The sequence below is a fragment of the Rhizobium sp. BK312 genome (genome assembly GCF_014193605.1).
In the GTDB taxonomy this organism is placed as follows: Bacteria; Pseudomonadota; Alphaproteobacteria; order Rhizobiales; family Rhizobiaceae; genus Rhizobium.
On the sequence record NZ_JACHZP010000015.1, the window covers coordinates 14595 to 30151 of the forward strand.

The following is a 15557-nucleotide window of genomic DNA, read 5'->3' on the forward strand; positions in this document are numbered from 1 at the left end:
ATCTCCGGCTAGCGCATCCGCCAACGAAACCACCAAAAGCCCTCGTCAGATCGTTCCGGTCCACTTGCTGACCAGGAGCGCTGCGCCGACCCGCAATTCTTTGGCGACGATTAAAAAACTTCTCACATTATCAAAATATGAGAAATAAATGCCGGATCCCCCGTCACTTGTCAACGAGAATGTTTCTCATATTATTGCAATCTGAGAAATCGACCGGTGTCGAATGGTGCTCGCGCGCTGAGGCGGAGAATTCTAAAGCGCGCTTCACGTCGTCGCCAAACCACCGGTTTGCCGAGAGGACCTGAGCGAATGCCCTTACCAAGACCGATTAATCCGTCGTACACCTTGGGCGTTCTGACCATCGCTTCCACCTTGTCTTATCTCGACCGGCAAATACTTGGTCTCCTGGCGGAGCCGCTGAGACAGGACCTTCATCTGACAGATCTGCAGATCGGCCTGCTGCAGGGTTTCACCTTCGCCATTGTGCTGGCAACCGCTGGATTGCCGCTGGGCCGCTTGGTTGATACCGGAAACCGTGTGCGGATTGCCGCCGTAGGAATCGCGCTCTGGAGCATCATGACAGCCGCTTGCGGCTTTGCGGGCAATTTTGGAGCTCTTTTGCTGTGCCGGACAGGTGTCGCATTCGGGGAAGCAGCCCTCACACCCGCCGCCTATTCCCTGATCAGCGATTTGTTCCCCACCCGCCGACGCGGACTTGCAATAAGTATTTACAGCACAGGCGCATTCATCGGAGCCGGTCTATCGCTCGTTTTGGCAGCGACGGTTCTTCATGAATTGTCGAGCGCAGGAAACGTCTTCCTTCTGTCCGGCATGCAGTACATATGGCAGATGGTATTCGTCTTCATCGGACTACCTGGCATCGTTGTCGCCCTTTGGGCCGCAAGCCTCAAGGAACCCCGTAAGCATTCCGGAACTGTTCCAGCCCCTGTACCGGGCATGGCCGAGATCCGCGCCTATTTTTCGAATAATCGAGTAGAACTCGCGAGCCTTTATTTCTGCCTGGGCTTTGCAGCGACCCAAGCCTATAGCTACAGCGCATGGATCCCCACCGTGTTGATCCGCACCTTTCATATGCCGCTAGTCGCCATCGGCTTTAGCCTCGGACCACTCTTGATTGCCTCGAGTGTATCGGGGCTGCTCTTTGGCGCGGTACTCGGCGATAGCCTGGTTCGACGTGGTATTGCGGCGGCTCGCCCCATCCTTATGTGCGGCGCCGCCCTGGCTGCATCGCTGTTCGCTGCGGCAGTACCCTTTGCTTCGACCCTCAACGCCGCGCTTGCCTTGATATCTATCGCAACATTTCTTTCCACAGTCATCGTTGCGAACGGTCCTCCTGCGCTTCAGGACATCACACCGTCCCGTATGCGCGGCATCTCGAGCGCAGTCGGCATCCTGATTGTGACACTTATCGGCATGGGCGTCGGCCCCACAGTGGTCGGGTTTGTCAGCCAGAACATCATCGGCGATCCAAACAAGATTGGCGTCGCACTTAGCATCGTATCGAGTGCCGCTCTCGTCGTCTCGTCGGCTTTGGCGTTGGTGGCTATCTTCAACTACAAGCTCGAATCGGACAACACAGCGGCACGCGCGGTATGAAAATCGCGTCTATCGGGACAAAGCCACGTTTGAAGATCAGGATTGTCAGGCTGCTGTCCCGGTTCGCGCAACGAGAACTTTGCATGACGATCAGCAATCCTCAGAGGAACCGTGTACCGAATGCACGCCATTTTTGCTCGATGTTCACGCCGCATCTTATAGATTGACCCGAGAGAATCGTTGAAAGCGCGTTGCATGTCGGCTTACGAAGTCCTGGTTTCCAATATTACCCAGAGTTTTCTCGATCATGGCTATGAAGCCATGACAATGAGCAAACTGGCAAAATATTGCAACATTACGCGCCGTGGCCTCTATCATCACTTCAGCAGCAAGGAAGAAGCCTTTCAGGCAATGGTTCGCCAAAACAACCAACGGACCCGACAAGGCAGTCTTAGCGAAGGCACAAGGCTGTTTTCGGCTGGCGCAAATGTACTTGATATCGTCACCGCTGTTCTTGATGTCCGATATGGCGACACGAGAAGGAAATTGGTGCTTTCACCCTTCGCGCTTGAGGTCAACGACTACGCGTTTCGCCTATGCCGTCCGGAGATGGTCGAAGCTGCAACAGTTTTCCAAGCCGATTTCGCCGCATTGCTCAAACAGGTCATGGCAAACGACCAACTGACACTTCGGTCTTCGATATCGGTCGAAACTTTGGTGCAGCTTCTCTGCGACGGTGCTCGGGGAACCAACCAAAGCTTTTTCGCACCTTCTCCAGAGGAAATCACCGCACGCTACCGGCAGATGAGCCAAGCAATCCTGTTCGGCTGTGCCGAGCCAGTTAAGCTGTGACGGGCTCATGGAAATTCGCAGGGTATATGTTCCGAGTATCTTTGCTCTTGAAGGGAATCGAACCGCTGCTTTCGTGTCGCATCCCACATTATCCATGACTTAGGCATCCTATATGGCGATCCTTCGAAGCATACTGCCGATTAAGCCTTCCTGAACCCCGTTGTGTCATGACCCAGCAAAACGTGACATACCGCAGCCGATGGCGAGCCAGCCCGTATGACCCAGTTTCGTGACCCGGATATCACAGATCGCGCCTATATCGGCGCAACCGCTTACCATGCGATCAAACGCTACTTTGCGCATGCTGAGGGATTGCCTGCGGATTACGATTTTGAGACGCGTTATCGTGCTTATCTGCGAGAGGCGCTGGAAGCACCAAACAGGAAAGCCTTTTCGCTGGCTACAATGCGCTTCTTCGCAAGCCTGCGAAATGGCCATACCTCATTTTGGGACGAAGAATTGACGCAGCAGACAGGGACGATGCCGCTCAGGATAAGACGGATCGACAATCAGTGGACAATCGTGCGATCCAGAATAACGCACCTTCACCCGGGTGACGTGGTGACGGTCGTTGACGGCAAACTGGTCGATGACTGGCTTGGGACCGTGCGTGAACACATCGGCCAGTCCAGCCTGGCGGCGCTGGATTGGATGACGTGGCTTCGCCCTTTTCTGTTGCCTCGGCATTTTACGATCGGCACGGATGACGGTAGGCAAGTGGCAATCGATCTGACCGAGCTGCCAACTGAACCGGAGCGCGGCCCTCCTCTCGCAAGCGAAGTCGAAACGATCCATCGCCCAGACGGACTGGTGGTGATCCGCATTCCAAGCTTTGATGATCCAAAACATGAGGAGGCCGCTATTGCTGGCATTCGGGGCGTGGAAAATGCTCGGGCCTTTCTCCTCGATCTACGCGACAACGGCGGTGGCAGCTCGCCCGGCAACCTGCTGTCCGCCATTATGACCAAGCCCTGTCGCGGCACCCTGGTATCCACTCCCATGACGATCGCCAAGTCCGATGCTTCCAACTCCTTCCACGGCAGCATCCCAGCATTACCGACAACGATGATGCGAAGTGGCCCGGATATAACGCTACCTTGCCCTGACGCCTGGAAGGGAAAGATGGCGCTGCTCATCAATGGTGGCAGCGCTTCAGCTTGCGAGGATTTCGCTATGCGCTTCAAGAATGGCGAGCGAGGCCTCGTGCTCGGTGAACCCAGCTTTGGATCGACGGGGCAGCCTTACTTCGTGAGGTTGCCGGAGTTCGGTATGTCGTTCAGGGTATCGACCAAGCGCGAATATTTTCCCGATGGTCGCCAGTTCGAAGGCGTGGGAGTAACACCGGACGTGTCGATCCCCTTGACGCGAAACGAACTGAAGAAAGGTACCGATGCCCAGCTCGAACTTGCGGCCAAGATGATATCGGCACAGTAAACCGCTGTTCGCCGGAAATCTCTCTGCCGATCAGGCCTCGCCGACAAATTCGATGCCGATATCCGTCAGTTTTCGCCAGCGAACGACGCAGTTTTTCCGGGCGCCATCTTCGAACGTAAGCTCGAAACTGTCCGGGATACCTGCGGTGCTTGGCATAACCAATTTTGCCCCGTTCGTGGAAAGGTTCCTCACGGCGCAATCTCGCGTGAGAGAACCGTTAGCGTAGATAATCCGCGCTCCTTTGAGAGCACGCGTTCTGGCAAATTTTCGGCGTTCACTCATCGCTTCCCCATCGGAGCTAGACATGGTTCAATGTACTTCCTTCATCCAGTGATACGCTAAGGTTCGTCCTTAAAGGACGGACAATGATTGCGGTGTTAAGGGAGCAGGAGGCAGGCGTGAATGACGCCGCTGCGAACGATCTATGCTGCTATAGTCTCATCCCCCGTTGCGAACATGTTCGTCAAATGAAGGAAGCAAATCATTCCCGATGGGTGCGTGATAATCCCCTCGCAACATGATCGATCGATGGACCCGATGATGTCGGGGGGCGGCTGAAGTTGATCCGCGGTGACGGAGATCATATCGGTCACCCGGTCTACGACAAGTCCCATCGGCTTTCCATGAACCTCCACCACCACGATTGCACTGCGCTCGGTCGTTTCGCCTGAGCGCATCCCAAGTTTGCGGGCCAGGTCGATCGTCGGGATGATTGTTCCGCGTAAATTGATCACACCGAGAACTTCAGCGGACGTATGTGGCAGTGGCGTCGAGGCTGCCCATCCGCGAATTTCGCGAACTGACGTCGTTTCAATGCAGAATGTTTGCTCGCCGAGCTGGAATGCAATGATGTCGAGTGTGGTCTGGCCGTTCAAATTGGTGCTAAGGCCGGACATCAGAATTCCTCCCAACTGTCACCGCCCTTGACTGCGGCATTCCCCTGGAATGCATGTGCAACCTTCGCTGTCATCTGCCGCACGGCATTGGCAGCCGATCGCGGCGTGGGAGAGGTGGCACTCGCCGCCGAACGCTGGGACTGCGCCCCGCCGATATTGAACTGAGAAAGAAGTTGGAACAGAGCGTCAGCTTCTCTCGCCAGCCCGTGCGCGGCTGCAGACGTCTCCTCGACCATGGCAGCGTTCTTTTGTGTGCCCTGGTCCATCATGTTGACCGCGGTATTGATTTCCTTCAGGCCTGTCGCCTGTTCTCGGGACGCCTCGGCGATTGCGCCGACATTGCTGTCGACATGCACGACCTGTCCGACTATCTCCTCCAGGGCCTTGCCGGTTTCTCCCACGAGGGCAACCCCACTCTTAACATGCCCGTTTGACGTACCGATCAGATCCTTGATCTCCTTCGCCGCCTTGGCCGAGCGCTGGGCAAGCTCACGAACCTCTTGCGCTACGACCGCAAAGCCTTTGCCGGCGTCGCCTGCGCGGGCGGCTTCAACGCCCGCATTCAAAGCGAGAAGATTTGTCTGGAAAGCGATCTCGTCGATCACACCAATGATATTGGCGATCTCCGAGGCGGAAGTCTCGATCTTTCCCATCGCCTCAACCGCCTGTCGCACGACCAGGCCCGAGCGTTCTGCACTCTCCTTGGTCCTGCGGACCAACTGGCCTGCCTCCTGAGCCCGATGACTGGAATCGGAGACTGTCGTGGTGATCTCTTCCAGGGCTGCCGCGGTTTCCTCCACGGAAGCGGCCTGCTGCTCGGTGCGGCGGGAGAGATCATCGGAAGCGGTCCGGATTTCCTGCGATGCGGCGGCGATGGCGCCGGCATTCCGCGATACCGTTTCCATGGCTGAGCGGAGTTTGGAGGCAGCGCTGTTGAAATCCAACCGGAGCTTCTCCAGCGTCGGCAAGAAGGGCATGCCGAGCTCCTGGGTCAGGTCGCCGTCGGCAAGGCCTTGCAGCGCGGAAGCGAGATTGTCCACGTTTTCGACGCGCTTGGTGACGTCGGTTGCGAACTTGACGACCTTGAAGACCTTGCCGTTCATGTCAAAGATCGGGTTGTACGAAGCCTGGATATAGACCTTCTTTCCGCCCTTCCCAAGACGCATGAACTCATCGGCGACAAACTCGCCTCCCGCCAATCGGGTCCAGAAGCGCCTATAGTCGTCACTTTGGGTGTAGGCGGGCTCACAGAACATCGAGTGATGCTTTCCCTTGATCTCCGACAGATGGTATCCGAGCGTGTTGAGAAAGTTCTCGTTGGCCGTCAGAATCTCGCCCGCTGGCGTGAATTCAATTATGGCCTGAGCGCGCGACAGCGCGTCAAGCTTCCCGGCATCCTCGGCGCTCTTGAGCTTTTGTGCTGTTATATCGGTTGCGAACTTGACAACCTTATAAGGTTTGCCACCCCTGAACACCGGGTTGTATGAACCCTCGATCCAGATTTCCTTTCCACCTTTACCAATTCGTTTATATTGGCGCTGATCAAATTTCCCAGCAGCCAGATCGCTCCAGAACTGCCGGTATTCGGCGCTGGAGCCCTCTGCCGGATCAACAAATATCCGATGATGCTGCCCGACAATTTCGTTCAACTCGTAGCCAAGCGCGGCACAAAAGTTCGGATTGGCGGATAGAATTCTTCCTGTGAGGTCGAATTCGATGATCGCCTGCGATTTGCTCATCGCTGCAAGAACGGCGCTTGCCTCAGACGAGAAACCAAAAGACATAATACCCATGATGCACTCCATGTCCGCCGAGGGCTCGTGTCCGCCAATTAGGCTCTGTTGGACTTGGAGGCCGTGGCTTTCGGTTATAGGTCAGCCGGCTGATTGACATTGGGACAATCCCTCCTCCCGGCGCCCCTATTTCTAGGGTCGAACACCAAACAAAATCTTAATTTCGTCAGGCGCACGTGAGCATTCGCTCAGCAGCTGCACATTCTGCTCATCCCCCCAGCCCCAGGGTTGTAAAACGCGTTCGAAGGCCGCCTCGCTGAGGCAGCCAACGCGATCACACCAATTTCTGTTCGATCTTCAGCTAGGAAATTAGCCCGCGTCGGATCGCCTCAGCGATCGCGTGAACGCGATTGTCCGCACCGAGCTTGCGGATTGCAGCCTTCATGTAACTATTCACGGTGTCCGGCGTGTAACCGCTCAATATGGCAATCTCGTCCGTTGTCTTGCCGAGACTGGCAAATCTTAGGCAGGTGATCTCACCCTCGATCAACTTAAGTGTCTGCGCCGAGAACCTGTCCATGATTGGCCGCGTCAGAACGCGGTGGGTGGTCTCGGCGATCTCGCCCAGGAATGCGATTTCTTCCTCTAAGAAAGGTGTTGAACGAGAGAAGGTGACCGCACCGAATACCACGTTACCGCGTCGGATAGGAAAAAGTGTACGATTGAGCACGCCGAAGGTCCTGGCAAGATATTGCAGCCTTTGGGGAGGAGGTGCTTCAGCATAGACTTCCTCCTCGATAACAACATTCGCGGACGACATTGATGCCGCCACGAAAGGATCAGATTTCAGGAGGTCATCACCATAATAGGCGTCGAGAAAGGCTGGCGGCACATCGGTGTCGATCGAGTGCCCGCTGCCGAACCGGTAGCCATCGAGGTCCAGTCCCGATACCGCAAAGAAATCAAATGGCACGGCTCCACGCAGCTTTTCAATAAACGGATGCAACACCACCTGCCTGCGGGTAGGCAGCGACCTCAGATCGAGGACATCATTAAGAGGGTCGCTAAGAGCGAGGGCGCGGGAGAACGGCAATCTTCAAATCTCCAACCAAGTTCAGGCATCAGGTTCTGGGGGTGAAATATTAAGAATGTGTAAATGCGCAACCGCAGGCTTATCCGGTGTAGTGCACACGGCTACCTCGCCCAAGCGGTTCGCAGAACTGAAGAGAGAGGTGCCTGACGATCCTGTTTGAGGCGGCGGCCGATACGAGAATTTAACATCTCTCGCAGCAGGCAGGGCTGCGAAGGCAACTTGTGTGATGATGAGGAATAGAGGGCAATGAAGGTTGCGTTTAAACTACTCACCCGGTGGGTGTCGCTGTTGTTGCCAGCCGCTCTATTGGCTTCGGAGGCATTGGCGGGTTCTGCGGTTCAATGGCCGCATGGCTGGGAGCGGCACAGCGTTCCCATGCCGACCAGCGGTAGCGGAGAACATTTCGACGGTTCAAATCAACTCGCTCTTAAAATGGATCGGAAAGGTCAGCTCGAGGCGGCGTTAAATCTGTCAATCCTCAAGATAAAGGGCGGTGACATGCCTAATCTGGACGATCAAACAACGTCCATGATCGCGACCATACGAGATGGCTATGCGGCCAAGGGCCTGCAGGCCGCCTGCGATACGTCCCAGAGGACCACGCTTGGCGACATTCAGGCCCGACAGACGCGCTGTCACGTGCGCAAGGATAACACAGAAGTTCTGACGCAAGAGATAGTCGTCGCGCTCGGGGTTCACACAGCGCAATCCTTGAGCTACACCGCCCAGCCGGAAAAATTTCAGATCTATAAAGCTGAATTCGCCGCCATGCGCGACAGCCTACGGCCTGACTAATCAAGCCGCCCGACGCGTATGGCTCACCGTGGCGAGACGGGTACGATAGTCGGGATTGCCGCGTTCTTACAATTACGGGTTCATCTTCACTTTCTGTGATCTAGCGGCAGCATCCTCGCCCTCATCAGTTCTGGGCCGGCGCGAGCGTACATTGCCCGCTTCGGCATCTTGTTCTGGCCCCTCATCGTCCGTGGGGGTTTCCCGCAAACTCGAAAAGCGAAGTGGTCAGGGCACTTGAATAGGCTGCAACGGCGAGGACGAAGTTTCTGGACAGGAACTGGTCCGCAGCGCCAAATTCCGGCAATTGGCGCAAAGCTTCATTCTCAATCTTAGAGCGAAGCGCTTCAAAAATCGCGAGAGAATCGACAAACTGATAGGGCCATCGTCGGTGTGTCTCACCTGCTTTGAATAGCGGTTAGACGGTAGACCTCGGCATTGTCCTGCCGCTCCCGGAGGCCCTTGTACGAAGCGTGACGCAGTTTGCCGTCATCAGTCCAGGCACGATACTCGATCTCGGCAATCAGTGTCGGCTGAACCCAGATCACTCCGCTCTGTTTCAGCGCGATCGACTTTGTTCAGCAACGCCATTTCAGCCATTCGCGGCGACTCTGTAATTTTGTCAACCAGCAAATGCTGCCAAAGCGGTACGCGGTGCAACTAGCAACGGCGTCAAACGTAACAAAGCTGATAGACAACGAGATTGCAAAAATCTCAAAGAAATTCTCGTCGTCGTTATCGACGCAAGAAGCTTATTTGCGAAGCATCGGTCTTCCACGGGAAGAGATCAAACCCCTGCTCTTCCGCCAGCAACGAGCCTATGAGAACCGAGTTTCTCTTCTCAAAACAAATTCGTGTACTGCAGTTCAGGCGGCCCTCGCAAACACAGATTCTTGTCCAATCAGTGTTCAACTCCTCGATGCGGACCTTCACGGATCGAAACTCCCCATCAGGCTTACATTCGACGATCGTTCCCTCGTGCTCAAATATGGCGATCTGAATTGTTATAAGTTAGTTGAAGAGCTAGTTCGCGAAGGGTTTGACCTCAACATGAAGGTCGCGTCCCTTACTCGCGACGAAACTGAATTCGGCTGGTTTTCCCGAACCTGGATAAGGGAGGGGGATCGCGGCGACCCGAAGCGACAGGCTTATGGGCTGGGCTTCCTCGCTGCCATCGTTTTTTACTTTAACATCTTTGACATTGATTATGAAAACTACATAATGACGCCTGCCGGATCTATTCCGATAGATTTGGAATGCTTCCTATACCCTCTCGACAATAGAGCTTTTTCTTTCAGCGCCGACTTTGTTGCCATTTCAAATAGCGTGATCGGCGTCGACGCCAGCAATGGCCGATCAATATTTTCAGAATATAGCGATCTTCATTTGTCGCAAAACGGTTTCGAGATTGTTCGAGATGTTCCTCGTACGGAACATCCCATTCGTGATGAGCAGGGAAACATCGCGAGAGTGGCGGATTACATCCGCGAATTTTCCGACGGATATAACGACACTATTCGGGCGCTGATACGAAACAACGAGCGCAATGCAGCGATATTAGAATCGCTGAAGCTGCGATCAAGAAAGCTGTTTCGACCGACCAGTTTCTATAAGTTGCTGGTGGAGGAAATGTCAGCATACGGTGTAGGCCTGATGCGTGAGGTGTTTAGAGGTCGGATAAAGATAGCCGGAACACCTCCGACATTTCCGACTATTCCCATTACCGACTGGGAGTTTGCCCAGCTTAGCGCCGGAAATATCCCGATCTTTCACGTAGATATCCATAACTGCCAAATCTACAGTAACTACCGTCCGACGCGGCACGCTTGGTTCAAAAGCCCGTTTTCTCAATGGAGGGAGAAGATTTTGATGCTCAATGAGCCTCGTATCTCGACGACTCTACGGATGATGGTTAACCGGTTGGTTTCTGCCGACGACGGCGGGCATTCGCGGCGCGCTATACCGTCGGTATGAGCTGGCGAATCGCGTACTGAAAATTCCGGCTCTTCACCTTCAACCTGTCAATAAGCCGATCCGGCTCATAAATCTCCCGCGCCTTCATGACAGCCCACTCGCGTGATTCCGGAGTCCCCGGTGCCCCATGGGCGAACTCATCGCCACGACCAAGAATCTAGTTGATGAGCTGGGTCCGTTGGCGGATTAACATCTCCCTGACCCGATGTAGAACCAGAACTTCCTGTTGCACCTCTTCCTTGATCGGCACAAAGCACATCGTCGGTCGTGTGACTGCCTCGCAGATCGCTTCGGCATCAGCCGCGTCGCTCTTGTTCGTCTTGACGTAGGTTCGCACATATTGCGCAGGGAGGAGACGAACGTCATGGCCAATGTCACGAAGCAATCTGGCCCAGACATCGAGCATGAGATCAACTTTCCGCGGTGGAGCGCCTGGAGCGCCGTTGCAAGCACAGCCTGCGGCTGCGACGAACTGCACCACTGCCTTCAAACTAAGCGGGCAAAACTGTCGCGCAGTTCTCCGGTCGTGTCTTTCCTCGACCACGGCCAGATTTGTCTCACGAACAACGCGGTTGAACGCGCGCTGGCTTTGCTCTCGGGAGAAGTCATGGCACTTCGCCGGATCGGATCGCGGCGCTGATCGTGCTGCCTTCACGGCGGCGCTGATCATGAGTGCCAAACTCAACGACATCAATCCGCAGGCTTGGCTCGCTGCCGTTCTGGCCCGCATCGCCGACACGCCAATCAGTAAGCTGCAGCAATTGCTTCCGTGGAATTGGCAGCCACACGGACTGAACGCTCAAGCGCCTAACCTGCGGCCTTCACCGGATGCTTACCGTCTATCCGCACCTCGCGAAGGAGATCTGGATGTCGAAGAATGAGACCAATGGTCAGTATCGTATATGATAACCGATCGGGTAGAGCGGATTGCGGGTGTCATCCGGCACATCGGATTTCTGCGCGCGCACCTCGTCCATCGATGAAGGGAGTTCGAAAGGCAGCCTACCTTCAGCTTTCTGCTTGCCCTCGATCACATCGAACAAGACTGCGTCGCTTGCGCCGAAATTGGCGAGGATCGCAGCGGCATGCTCGCGTATTCCGGTGAGGATTGCCGGACGCGCCAGATAGATGGAGACAATCGTCGGAACCTGCTTCGCCGTTTCCTTGAACGTCTCGAAATCGGCATTGCCGTCCTTGAAATCCAGATCGCCTTCCTGCTGACGGGAACCGAAGAAATAGTTCATATGCGGCTGCTGATAGGGCGCGCTAAGACGCATCACCGCAAAATCGGCATCCTTGGCGTCCGCCACCACAGTAAAGCCGCGTGCCGACACGATTTTTGCATCGATGCCATACAGGAACACTTTTTTGCCTGACGTCATAGGCAGCAGGCCAGCCTTGTTGTCGAGCAAGACCATGGCGCGGCTTTGAGCAGCGGTTGCCTCCGCAGCAAATGCCGCATTGCCAACGATTGCCCGCGCCTTTTGCGGGTCGACATAGGGATTTTCAAAAAGGCCCTGCTCGAATTTCTGGACAAGAATACGAGTTGCAGATCGATCGATGCGCTGTTCTTTGATCTTTCCTTCCTTCACCGCCTGAACGAGAAGATCGGAAGAGGTGACACCGCCGAACTGATCGACGCCGGCATTGACGGCTTTGGCGAAGCGGTCGACACGGCTCAAATCCTCCACGCCCCAAGGCATGCCGAAGGTTTCCTCGTTCAAAGTCGGCTTTACGCCCGGCTTCTCGCCATCCAGGCAAGTTCCCTTGCAGTCGTTGGTGATCAGCCAGTCGCTGAGAACGACACCGTCGAAGCCATAATGGCCGCGCAGCAGATCGGTCAGAAGCTGCTTGCTGTATCCCGCGCCCACCGGCTCGAGCGGCTTGCCGTCGAGGGTCACGCCGTCCAGGATCGAATATGTCGGCATGACGCCGCCGACCTTCGCCTTGAAAGCTCCCTCAAACGGAATGAGATGCTCTGCGAAATTATTGCCTGGAAAGGTCGCGTGGCGTCCATAGGCGTTGTGGCTGTCGTAACCGTCTTTTGCTGCACCGTAGCCGGCCCAGTGTTTGGCCACGGCAACGACGCTTTCCCTGTTGATGCCGTTCTCGCCATTTTGAAACCCGGCCACATAGGCTTCCGCCATGGATCTGGCGAGTTGCGCATCCTCACCGAACGTACCGTTGGTGCGTAGCCAGCGCGGCTCGCTGGCAAGATCCACTTGTGGAGACAATGCTTCCTGTATGCCTACGGCGCGGTATTCCTGGCGGGCAATATCGCCAAAGCGCCGCATGAGTGCAGCATCGCCGATCGCCGCAAACCCGAGGGTTTCAGGCCATTTCGAGAAACCGCCCGCCGCAACGCTCGCACCCAGCACGAACTGAAAGTGGTTGCGCGGATCAGTGCTGATCGTCGCCGGAATCCCAAGTCGGCCAGCTTCCGCGATTTCCTGAAGCTTGTTGTTCTGCTCGGCCAATAGGGCGGCATCGCCTGCCAATCGCGTTATGAAGGTCACGACCTTGCGCCCGTCGATCATCTCCTTGGCGCGCGCCAGATCATATTCGGTCCCGACCCCCATGCCGGAACCGGGGCCGACGGATGGAGCAGTGCCATGCATCATCAGGCCGGCTTTCTCCTCCAACGTCATCTGCTTGACCAGATCGGCAGCCCGCTCGGCAGCCGGCAGGCGCCAGTCCTCGTAAGGATCGAGTTTGCCATTGCGATTGAGATCCTTGAAGGAAAGCCCGTCAATGGTCAGCGTCTTGGCGACACGAGCCGAAAGCGCCGGCTGCTCCTGCGATAAAGCTGTTGAAGCGAGCAGCGATACGACCGCACATAAGGCAATGAACTGTTTCATGACATCCCTCCCGAAAGAATTTCAATCGATCCCGGCAAATTGAAGGGGCGCAAACCGCGCCACCTCAAGTGCTTTTGCGGACCTTAAGGCCTGTCGATCCTCATCAGTTCGCAACCACGAAGCTAATGCACTTCATCAACGATCGGGTTGCTGAGAATACCGAGCCTGTCGATTTCTACCTCCACGACGTCTCCCGGCTTCATCCATAGCGGCGGGTTGCGCTTGGCACCAACTCCACCAGGTGTGCCGCTGGCAATGACGTCACCGGCTTCCAGACGCGTGAAGCTCGAGCAATATTCGATCTGGCGCGCGATATCGAAGATCATCTGGCCAAAGGTCGCATCCTGCACCACCTGGCCGTTGAGGCGGGTCTGGATGCGCAGGTCCGGCAGCGGGCCGAGCTCATCCGGCGTCATCATCCAGGGGCCGAAGGCGCCGGTATCTGGAAAATTCTTGCCCGGCGTGAACTGGTGCGTGTGCCGCTGGAAGTCACGGACGCTGCCATCGTTGTAGATCGCATAGCCGGCGACGTGGCTGAGCGCGTCTTCACGCGAGATATAGCGGCCGGGCTTGCCGATGATGATGGCGAGCTCGCCTTCGTAATCGAGATCGGTCGAGACCTTGGGGCGCACGATCGGCGCCAGATGGCCGGTCTGGCTATTGGCATAGCGCGCGAAAATGGTCGGGTTTTCGACTTCCGAACGGCCTGTTTCCTGGCGGTGCATTTCGTAGTTCAGGCCGACGCAGAGGATTTTGTCCGGGTTCGGGACGACGGGCAACCATTCGATATCCGCGAGCGGTGTCGCAGTGACGGAGGCAGCTGCCTCCGCCACGCCAGCCAGCCCGGCCGCGATGGCTGCCTTAAGATCGGCATAACGGCCGGCGAGCACGGTTCCGACGTCGCGGAAGCTATCCTGATCAACAACGCCCCAGGTCGTGCGGCCGGCTATTCTGACGGTGGACAATCTCATGTGGTCTTCTCCTTGAGTGCTTGTAAATGGCGGGCCGTCATGCCCGCTGCATGTGATCCGAAACGCGGCTGCGGTCGCCGAAACGCTGGATGGTGCGGTCCGGGAAGATCAGCGCGAAGGCGGAAATCGCACCGATGATGAGGATCGCCGCGGTGAACATCATCGCGTTCGCATAGCCATCGGGCAGATGCTCGGGGCCGGGCCGCTGGACGATCATGCCGGTGACCGCATTCGATGCGAGGGCGGAAACCGCATTGGCGGAATAGATGACCACGATGAGTTTGCCGCGTTGAACTGCCGGAGCGACCGCACCGAGCGTGATCGGGCCATAGACGGTGGTGAGGCTCGGCGCCGCGAAGGCGATTGCGATCAGCGCGAGCTGCAACACGCCGCTGGCGTGGACCGAGCCGATAAGGGCGAGACCGCTGACGAGCAGAGCGTAGCCCGAGGCGCTGCCGAGCGCCGTGCGCTTGCTGACACCGCGCTGAAGCATCCGCTGGGCGATCCAGGAGCCGATGAGCAGAAGCGGCGACTGGAAGATGTAGACCGCGGAGATCACGCTGCCGGTCTGCACCTGGCTATAGCCCAGCCCTTGCTGCAGGAACGGCGGCAACCAGGTCGCGGACATGCCGACGATCCAGTAGGACATGGTCGACATGATGATGACGCCGATGACGGTCGGGTCGAGCCAGAGTTTGCGGGCGGGGATCGGTGCCTCGGAAGGCTGGCTGGCAGCGCTCTTTTCGTTGCTCGTCGCGTAAGGGCCTTCGCCACCGATGAACAGCCAAGCGAAAATCCAGCAGATGCCGATGACACCGCAGAAAAGGAAGCCCGTGCGCCAGCCGTACTGGACGATGATATAGGTGAGCAGCGGACCACCCGCGAGCAGGCCGACGCTGATGCCCTGCAGAACGACGGCGCTTGGAACGCTTCGCTTCTCCGGGCTGAACCAGTTATGCGCGGCATGGAGCGCCGTTGGCAGGCCCGGCCCCTCGCCAAGACCGAGAAGAATACGGCAGACCACCAGAACCGTGACGGAACTGGTGAAATAGATCGGGATCTGGGTCAGCGACCAGATCGCCGCAAGCGCCACCAGGATCCACTTGATCGGCACGCGACCGATGACGAACAGGCCGACAAGCACGCCCGATATCGAAAACAGCAGGAAGAAGCTGCTGCCGATCAGACCGAACTGCTGCGGCGTAATCTGCAGCTCCTTCATCATCGGCACTGCCGACAGGCCGAAGACGAGCTTGTCAAAGAAGTTCAGCGTTTGAAACAGGAAGAGCAGGATGAGCACCGCAAACGGACGCCAAGCACTGCCTTTCTGGATTGCTGTATCGGTCATGTTTCCCTCCCAAAACCGTATCAAGATGTCATCAGCGGATCGCGCCGTG

Annotated in this window: 12 protein-coding genes and 3 pseudogenes; 6 read left to right on the forward strand and 9 right to left on the reverse strand. The window is 56.5% G+C overall.

Annotation, left to right across the window (positions count from 1 at the left end; genetic code table 11):
* The first annotated feature begins 309 nt into the window (after positions 1–309).
* The 3 genes from FHT85_RS28670 (at position 310) to FHT85_RS28680 (ending at position 3843) form a co-directional block, all read left to right on the forward strand.
* Positions 310–1617, forward strand: coding sequence for an MFS transporter (locus FHT85_RS28670; protein ID WP_246780134.1), 1308 nt, complete (start codon positions 310–312; stop codon positions 1615–1617).
* Between the two features lie 195 nt (positions 1618–1812).
* The gene (locus FHT85_RS28675) at positions 1813–2409 is read left to right on the forward strand and encodes a TetR/AcrR family transcriptional regulator (RefSeq protein ID WP_183774663.1); all 597 of its coding nucleotides are present in this window, start codon (positions 1813–1815) and stop codon (positions 2407–2409) included.
* 216 nt (positions 2410–2625) lie between these two features.
* Positions 2626–3843 carry a S41 family peptidase gene (locus tag FHT85_RS28680; RefSeq protein ID WP_183774666.1) on the forward strand — a complete coding sequence of 406 codons (1218 nt, stop codon included), beginning with the start codon at positions 2626–2628 and terminating at the stop codon, positions 3841–3843.
* Between the two features lie 30 nt (positions 3844–3873).
* Here the strand turns inward: FHT85_RS28680 and FHT85_RS31060 are convergent, their stop codons facing one another.
* From FHT85_RS31060 to FHT85_RS28700, 4 genes are all read right to left on the reverse strand, one after another.
* Positions 3874–4149 carry a PilZ domain-containing protein gene (locus FHT85_RS31060; protein WP_310234828.1) on the reverse strand — a complete coding sequence of 92 codons (276 nt, stop codon included), beginning with the start codon at positions 4147–4149 and terminating at the stop codon, positions 3874–3876.
* Positions 4150–4265: 116 nt separating this feature from the next.
* Positions 4266–4739 (reverse strand): chemotaxis protein CheW, encoded by a 474-nt coding sequence (locus FHT85_RS28690; protein ID WP_183774669.1) that lies wholly within the window; start codon positions 4737–4739, stop codon positions 4266–4268.
* Positions 4739–6532 (reverse strand): methyl-accepting chemotaxis protein, encoded by a 1794-nt coding sequence (locus tag FHT85_RS28695; RefSeq protein WP_183774671.1) that lies wholly within the window; start codon positions 6530–6532, stop codon positions 4739–4741. The genes FHT85_RS28690 and FHT85_RS28695 overlap by 1 nt, the downstream gene beginning before the upstream one ends.
* A gap of 301 nt (positions 6533–6833) precedes the next feature.
* The gene (locus FHT85_RS28700; RefSeq protein WP_183774674.1) at positions 6834–7565 is read right to left on the reverse strand and encodes a helix-turn-helix transcriptional regulator; all 732 of its coding nucleotides are present in this window, start codon (positions 7563–7565) and stop codon (positions 6834–6836) included.
* A gap of 246 nt (positions 7566–7811) precedes the next feature.
* Here FHT85_RS28700 and FHT85_RS28705 point away from each other — a divergent pair, with 246 nt between their 5' ends.
* Positions 7812–8360 (forward strand): DUF4946 domain-containing protein, encoded by a 549-nt coding sequence (locus FHT85_RS28705; RefSeq protein ID WP_183774677.1) that lies wholly within the window; start codon positions 7812–7814, stop codon positions 8358–8360.
* A gap of 395 nt (positions 8361–8755) precedes the next feature.
* On the opposite strand, the pseudogene FHT85_RS28710 reads toward FHT85_RS28705, so the two are convergent.
* Positions 8756–8905, reverse strand: a pseudogene (locus FHT85_RS28710) (hypothetical protein); the annotation flags it as partial.
* A gap of 106 nt (positions 8906–9011) precedes the next feature.
* Here FHT85_RS28710 and FHT85_RS30950 point away from each other — a divergent pair.
* A complete protein-coding gene (locus FHT85_RS30950) occupies positions 9012–10331 on the forward strand; it encodes a DUF4135 domain-containing protein (RefSeq protein WP_183774680.1) in 1320 nt (439 codons plus the stop codon).
* Positions 10332–10491: 160 nt separating this feature from the next.
* Here the strand turns inward: FHT85_RS30950 and FHT85_RS28720 are convergent.
* Positions 10492–10725 (reverse strand): annotated as a pseudogene (locus FHT85_RS28720) (transposase); the annotation flags it as partial.
* A 20-nt stretch (positions 10726–10745) separates the two neighbouring features.
* Between FHT85_RS28720 and FHT85_RS31065 the strand changes: the two are divergent.
* A pseudogene (locus FHT85_RS31065) lies at positions 10746–11137 on the forward strand (transposase domain-containing protein); the annotation flags it as partial.
* A gap of 84 nt (positions 11138–11221) precedes the next feature.
* Here FHT85_RS31065 and FHT85_RS28735 read toward each other — a convergent pair.
* From FHT85_RS28735 to FHT85_RS28745, 3 genes are all read right to left on the reverse strand, one after another.
* A complete protein-coding gene (locus tag FHT85_RS28735) occupies positions 11222–13189 on the reverse strand; it encodes a glycoside hydrolase family 3 protein (RefSeq protein WP_183774683.1) in 1968 nt (655 codons plus the stop codon).
* A 122-nt stretch (positions 13190–13311) separates the two neighbouring features.
* Positions 13312–14160, reverse strand: a complete 849-nt coding sequence (locus FHT85_RS28740) for a fumarylacetoacetate hydrolase family protein (protein WP_183774686.1) — start codon at positions 14158–14160, stop codon at positions 13312–13314.
* Positions 14161–14197: 37 nt separating this feature from the next.
* The gene (locus FHT85_RS28745; protein ID WP_183774689.1) at positions 14198–15508 is read right to left on the reverse strand and encodes an MFS transporter; all 1311 of its coding nucleotides are present in this window, start codon (positions 15506–15508) and stop codon (positions 14198–14200) included.
* Positions 15509–15557 lie beyond the last annotated feature (49 nt).

Excerpts from the sequence above, each read along its gene's own strand:
- FHT85_RS28675 (WP_183774663.1), top strand. The coding sequence starts at position 1,813 with ATGTCGGCTTACGAAGTCCTGGTTTCCAATATTACCCAGAGTTTTCTC.
- FHT85_RS28735 (WP_183774683.1), bottom strand. The coding sequence starts at position 13,189 with ATGAAACAGTTCATTGCCTTATGTGCGGTCGTATCGCTGCTCGCTTCA.
- FHT85_RS28705 (WP_183774677.1), top strand. The coding sequence starts at position 7,812 with ATGAAGGTTGCGTTTAAACTACTCACCCGGTGGGTGTCGCTGTTGTTG.
- FHT85_RS28745 (WP_183774689.1), bottom strand. The coding sequence starts at position 15,508 with ATGACCGATACAGCAATCCAGAAAGGCAGTGCTTGGCGTCCGTTTGCG.
- FHT85_RS28695 (WP_183774671.1), bottom strand. The coding sequence starts at position 6,532 with ATGGGTATTATGTCTTTTGGTTTCTCGTCTGAGGCAAGCGCCGTTCTT.
- FHT85_RS28740 (WP_183774686.1), bottom strand. The coding sequence starts at position 14,160 with ATGAGATTGTCCACCGTCAGAATAGCCGGCCGCACGACCTGGGGCGTT.
- FHT85_RS28690 (WP_183774669.1), bottom strand. The coding sequence starts at position 4,739 with ATGTCCGGCCTTAGCACCAATTTGAACGGCCAGACCACACTCGACATC.
- FHT85_RS28670 (WP_246780134.1), top strand. The coding sequence starts at position 310 with ATGCCCTTACCAAGACCGATTAATCCGTCGTACACCTTGGGCGTTCTG.
- FHT85_RS31060 (WP_310234828.1), bottom strand. The coding sequence starts at position 4,149 with ATGTCTAGCTCCGATGGGGAAGCGATGAGTGAACGCCGAAAATTTGCC.
- FHT85_RS28680 (WP_183774666.1), top strand. The coding sequence starts at position 2,626 with ATGACCCAGTTTCGTGACCCGGATATCACAGATCGCGCCTATATCGGC.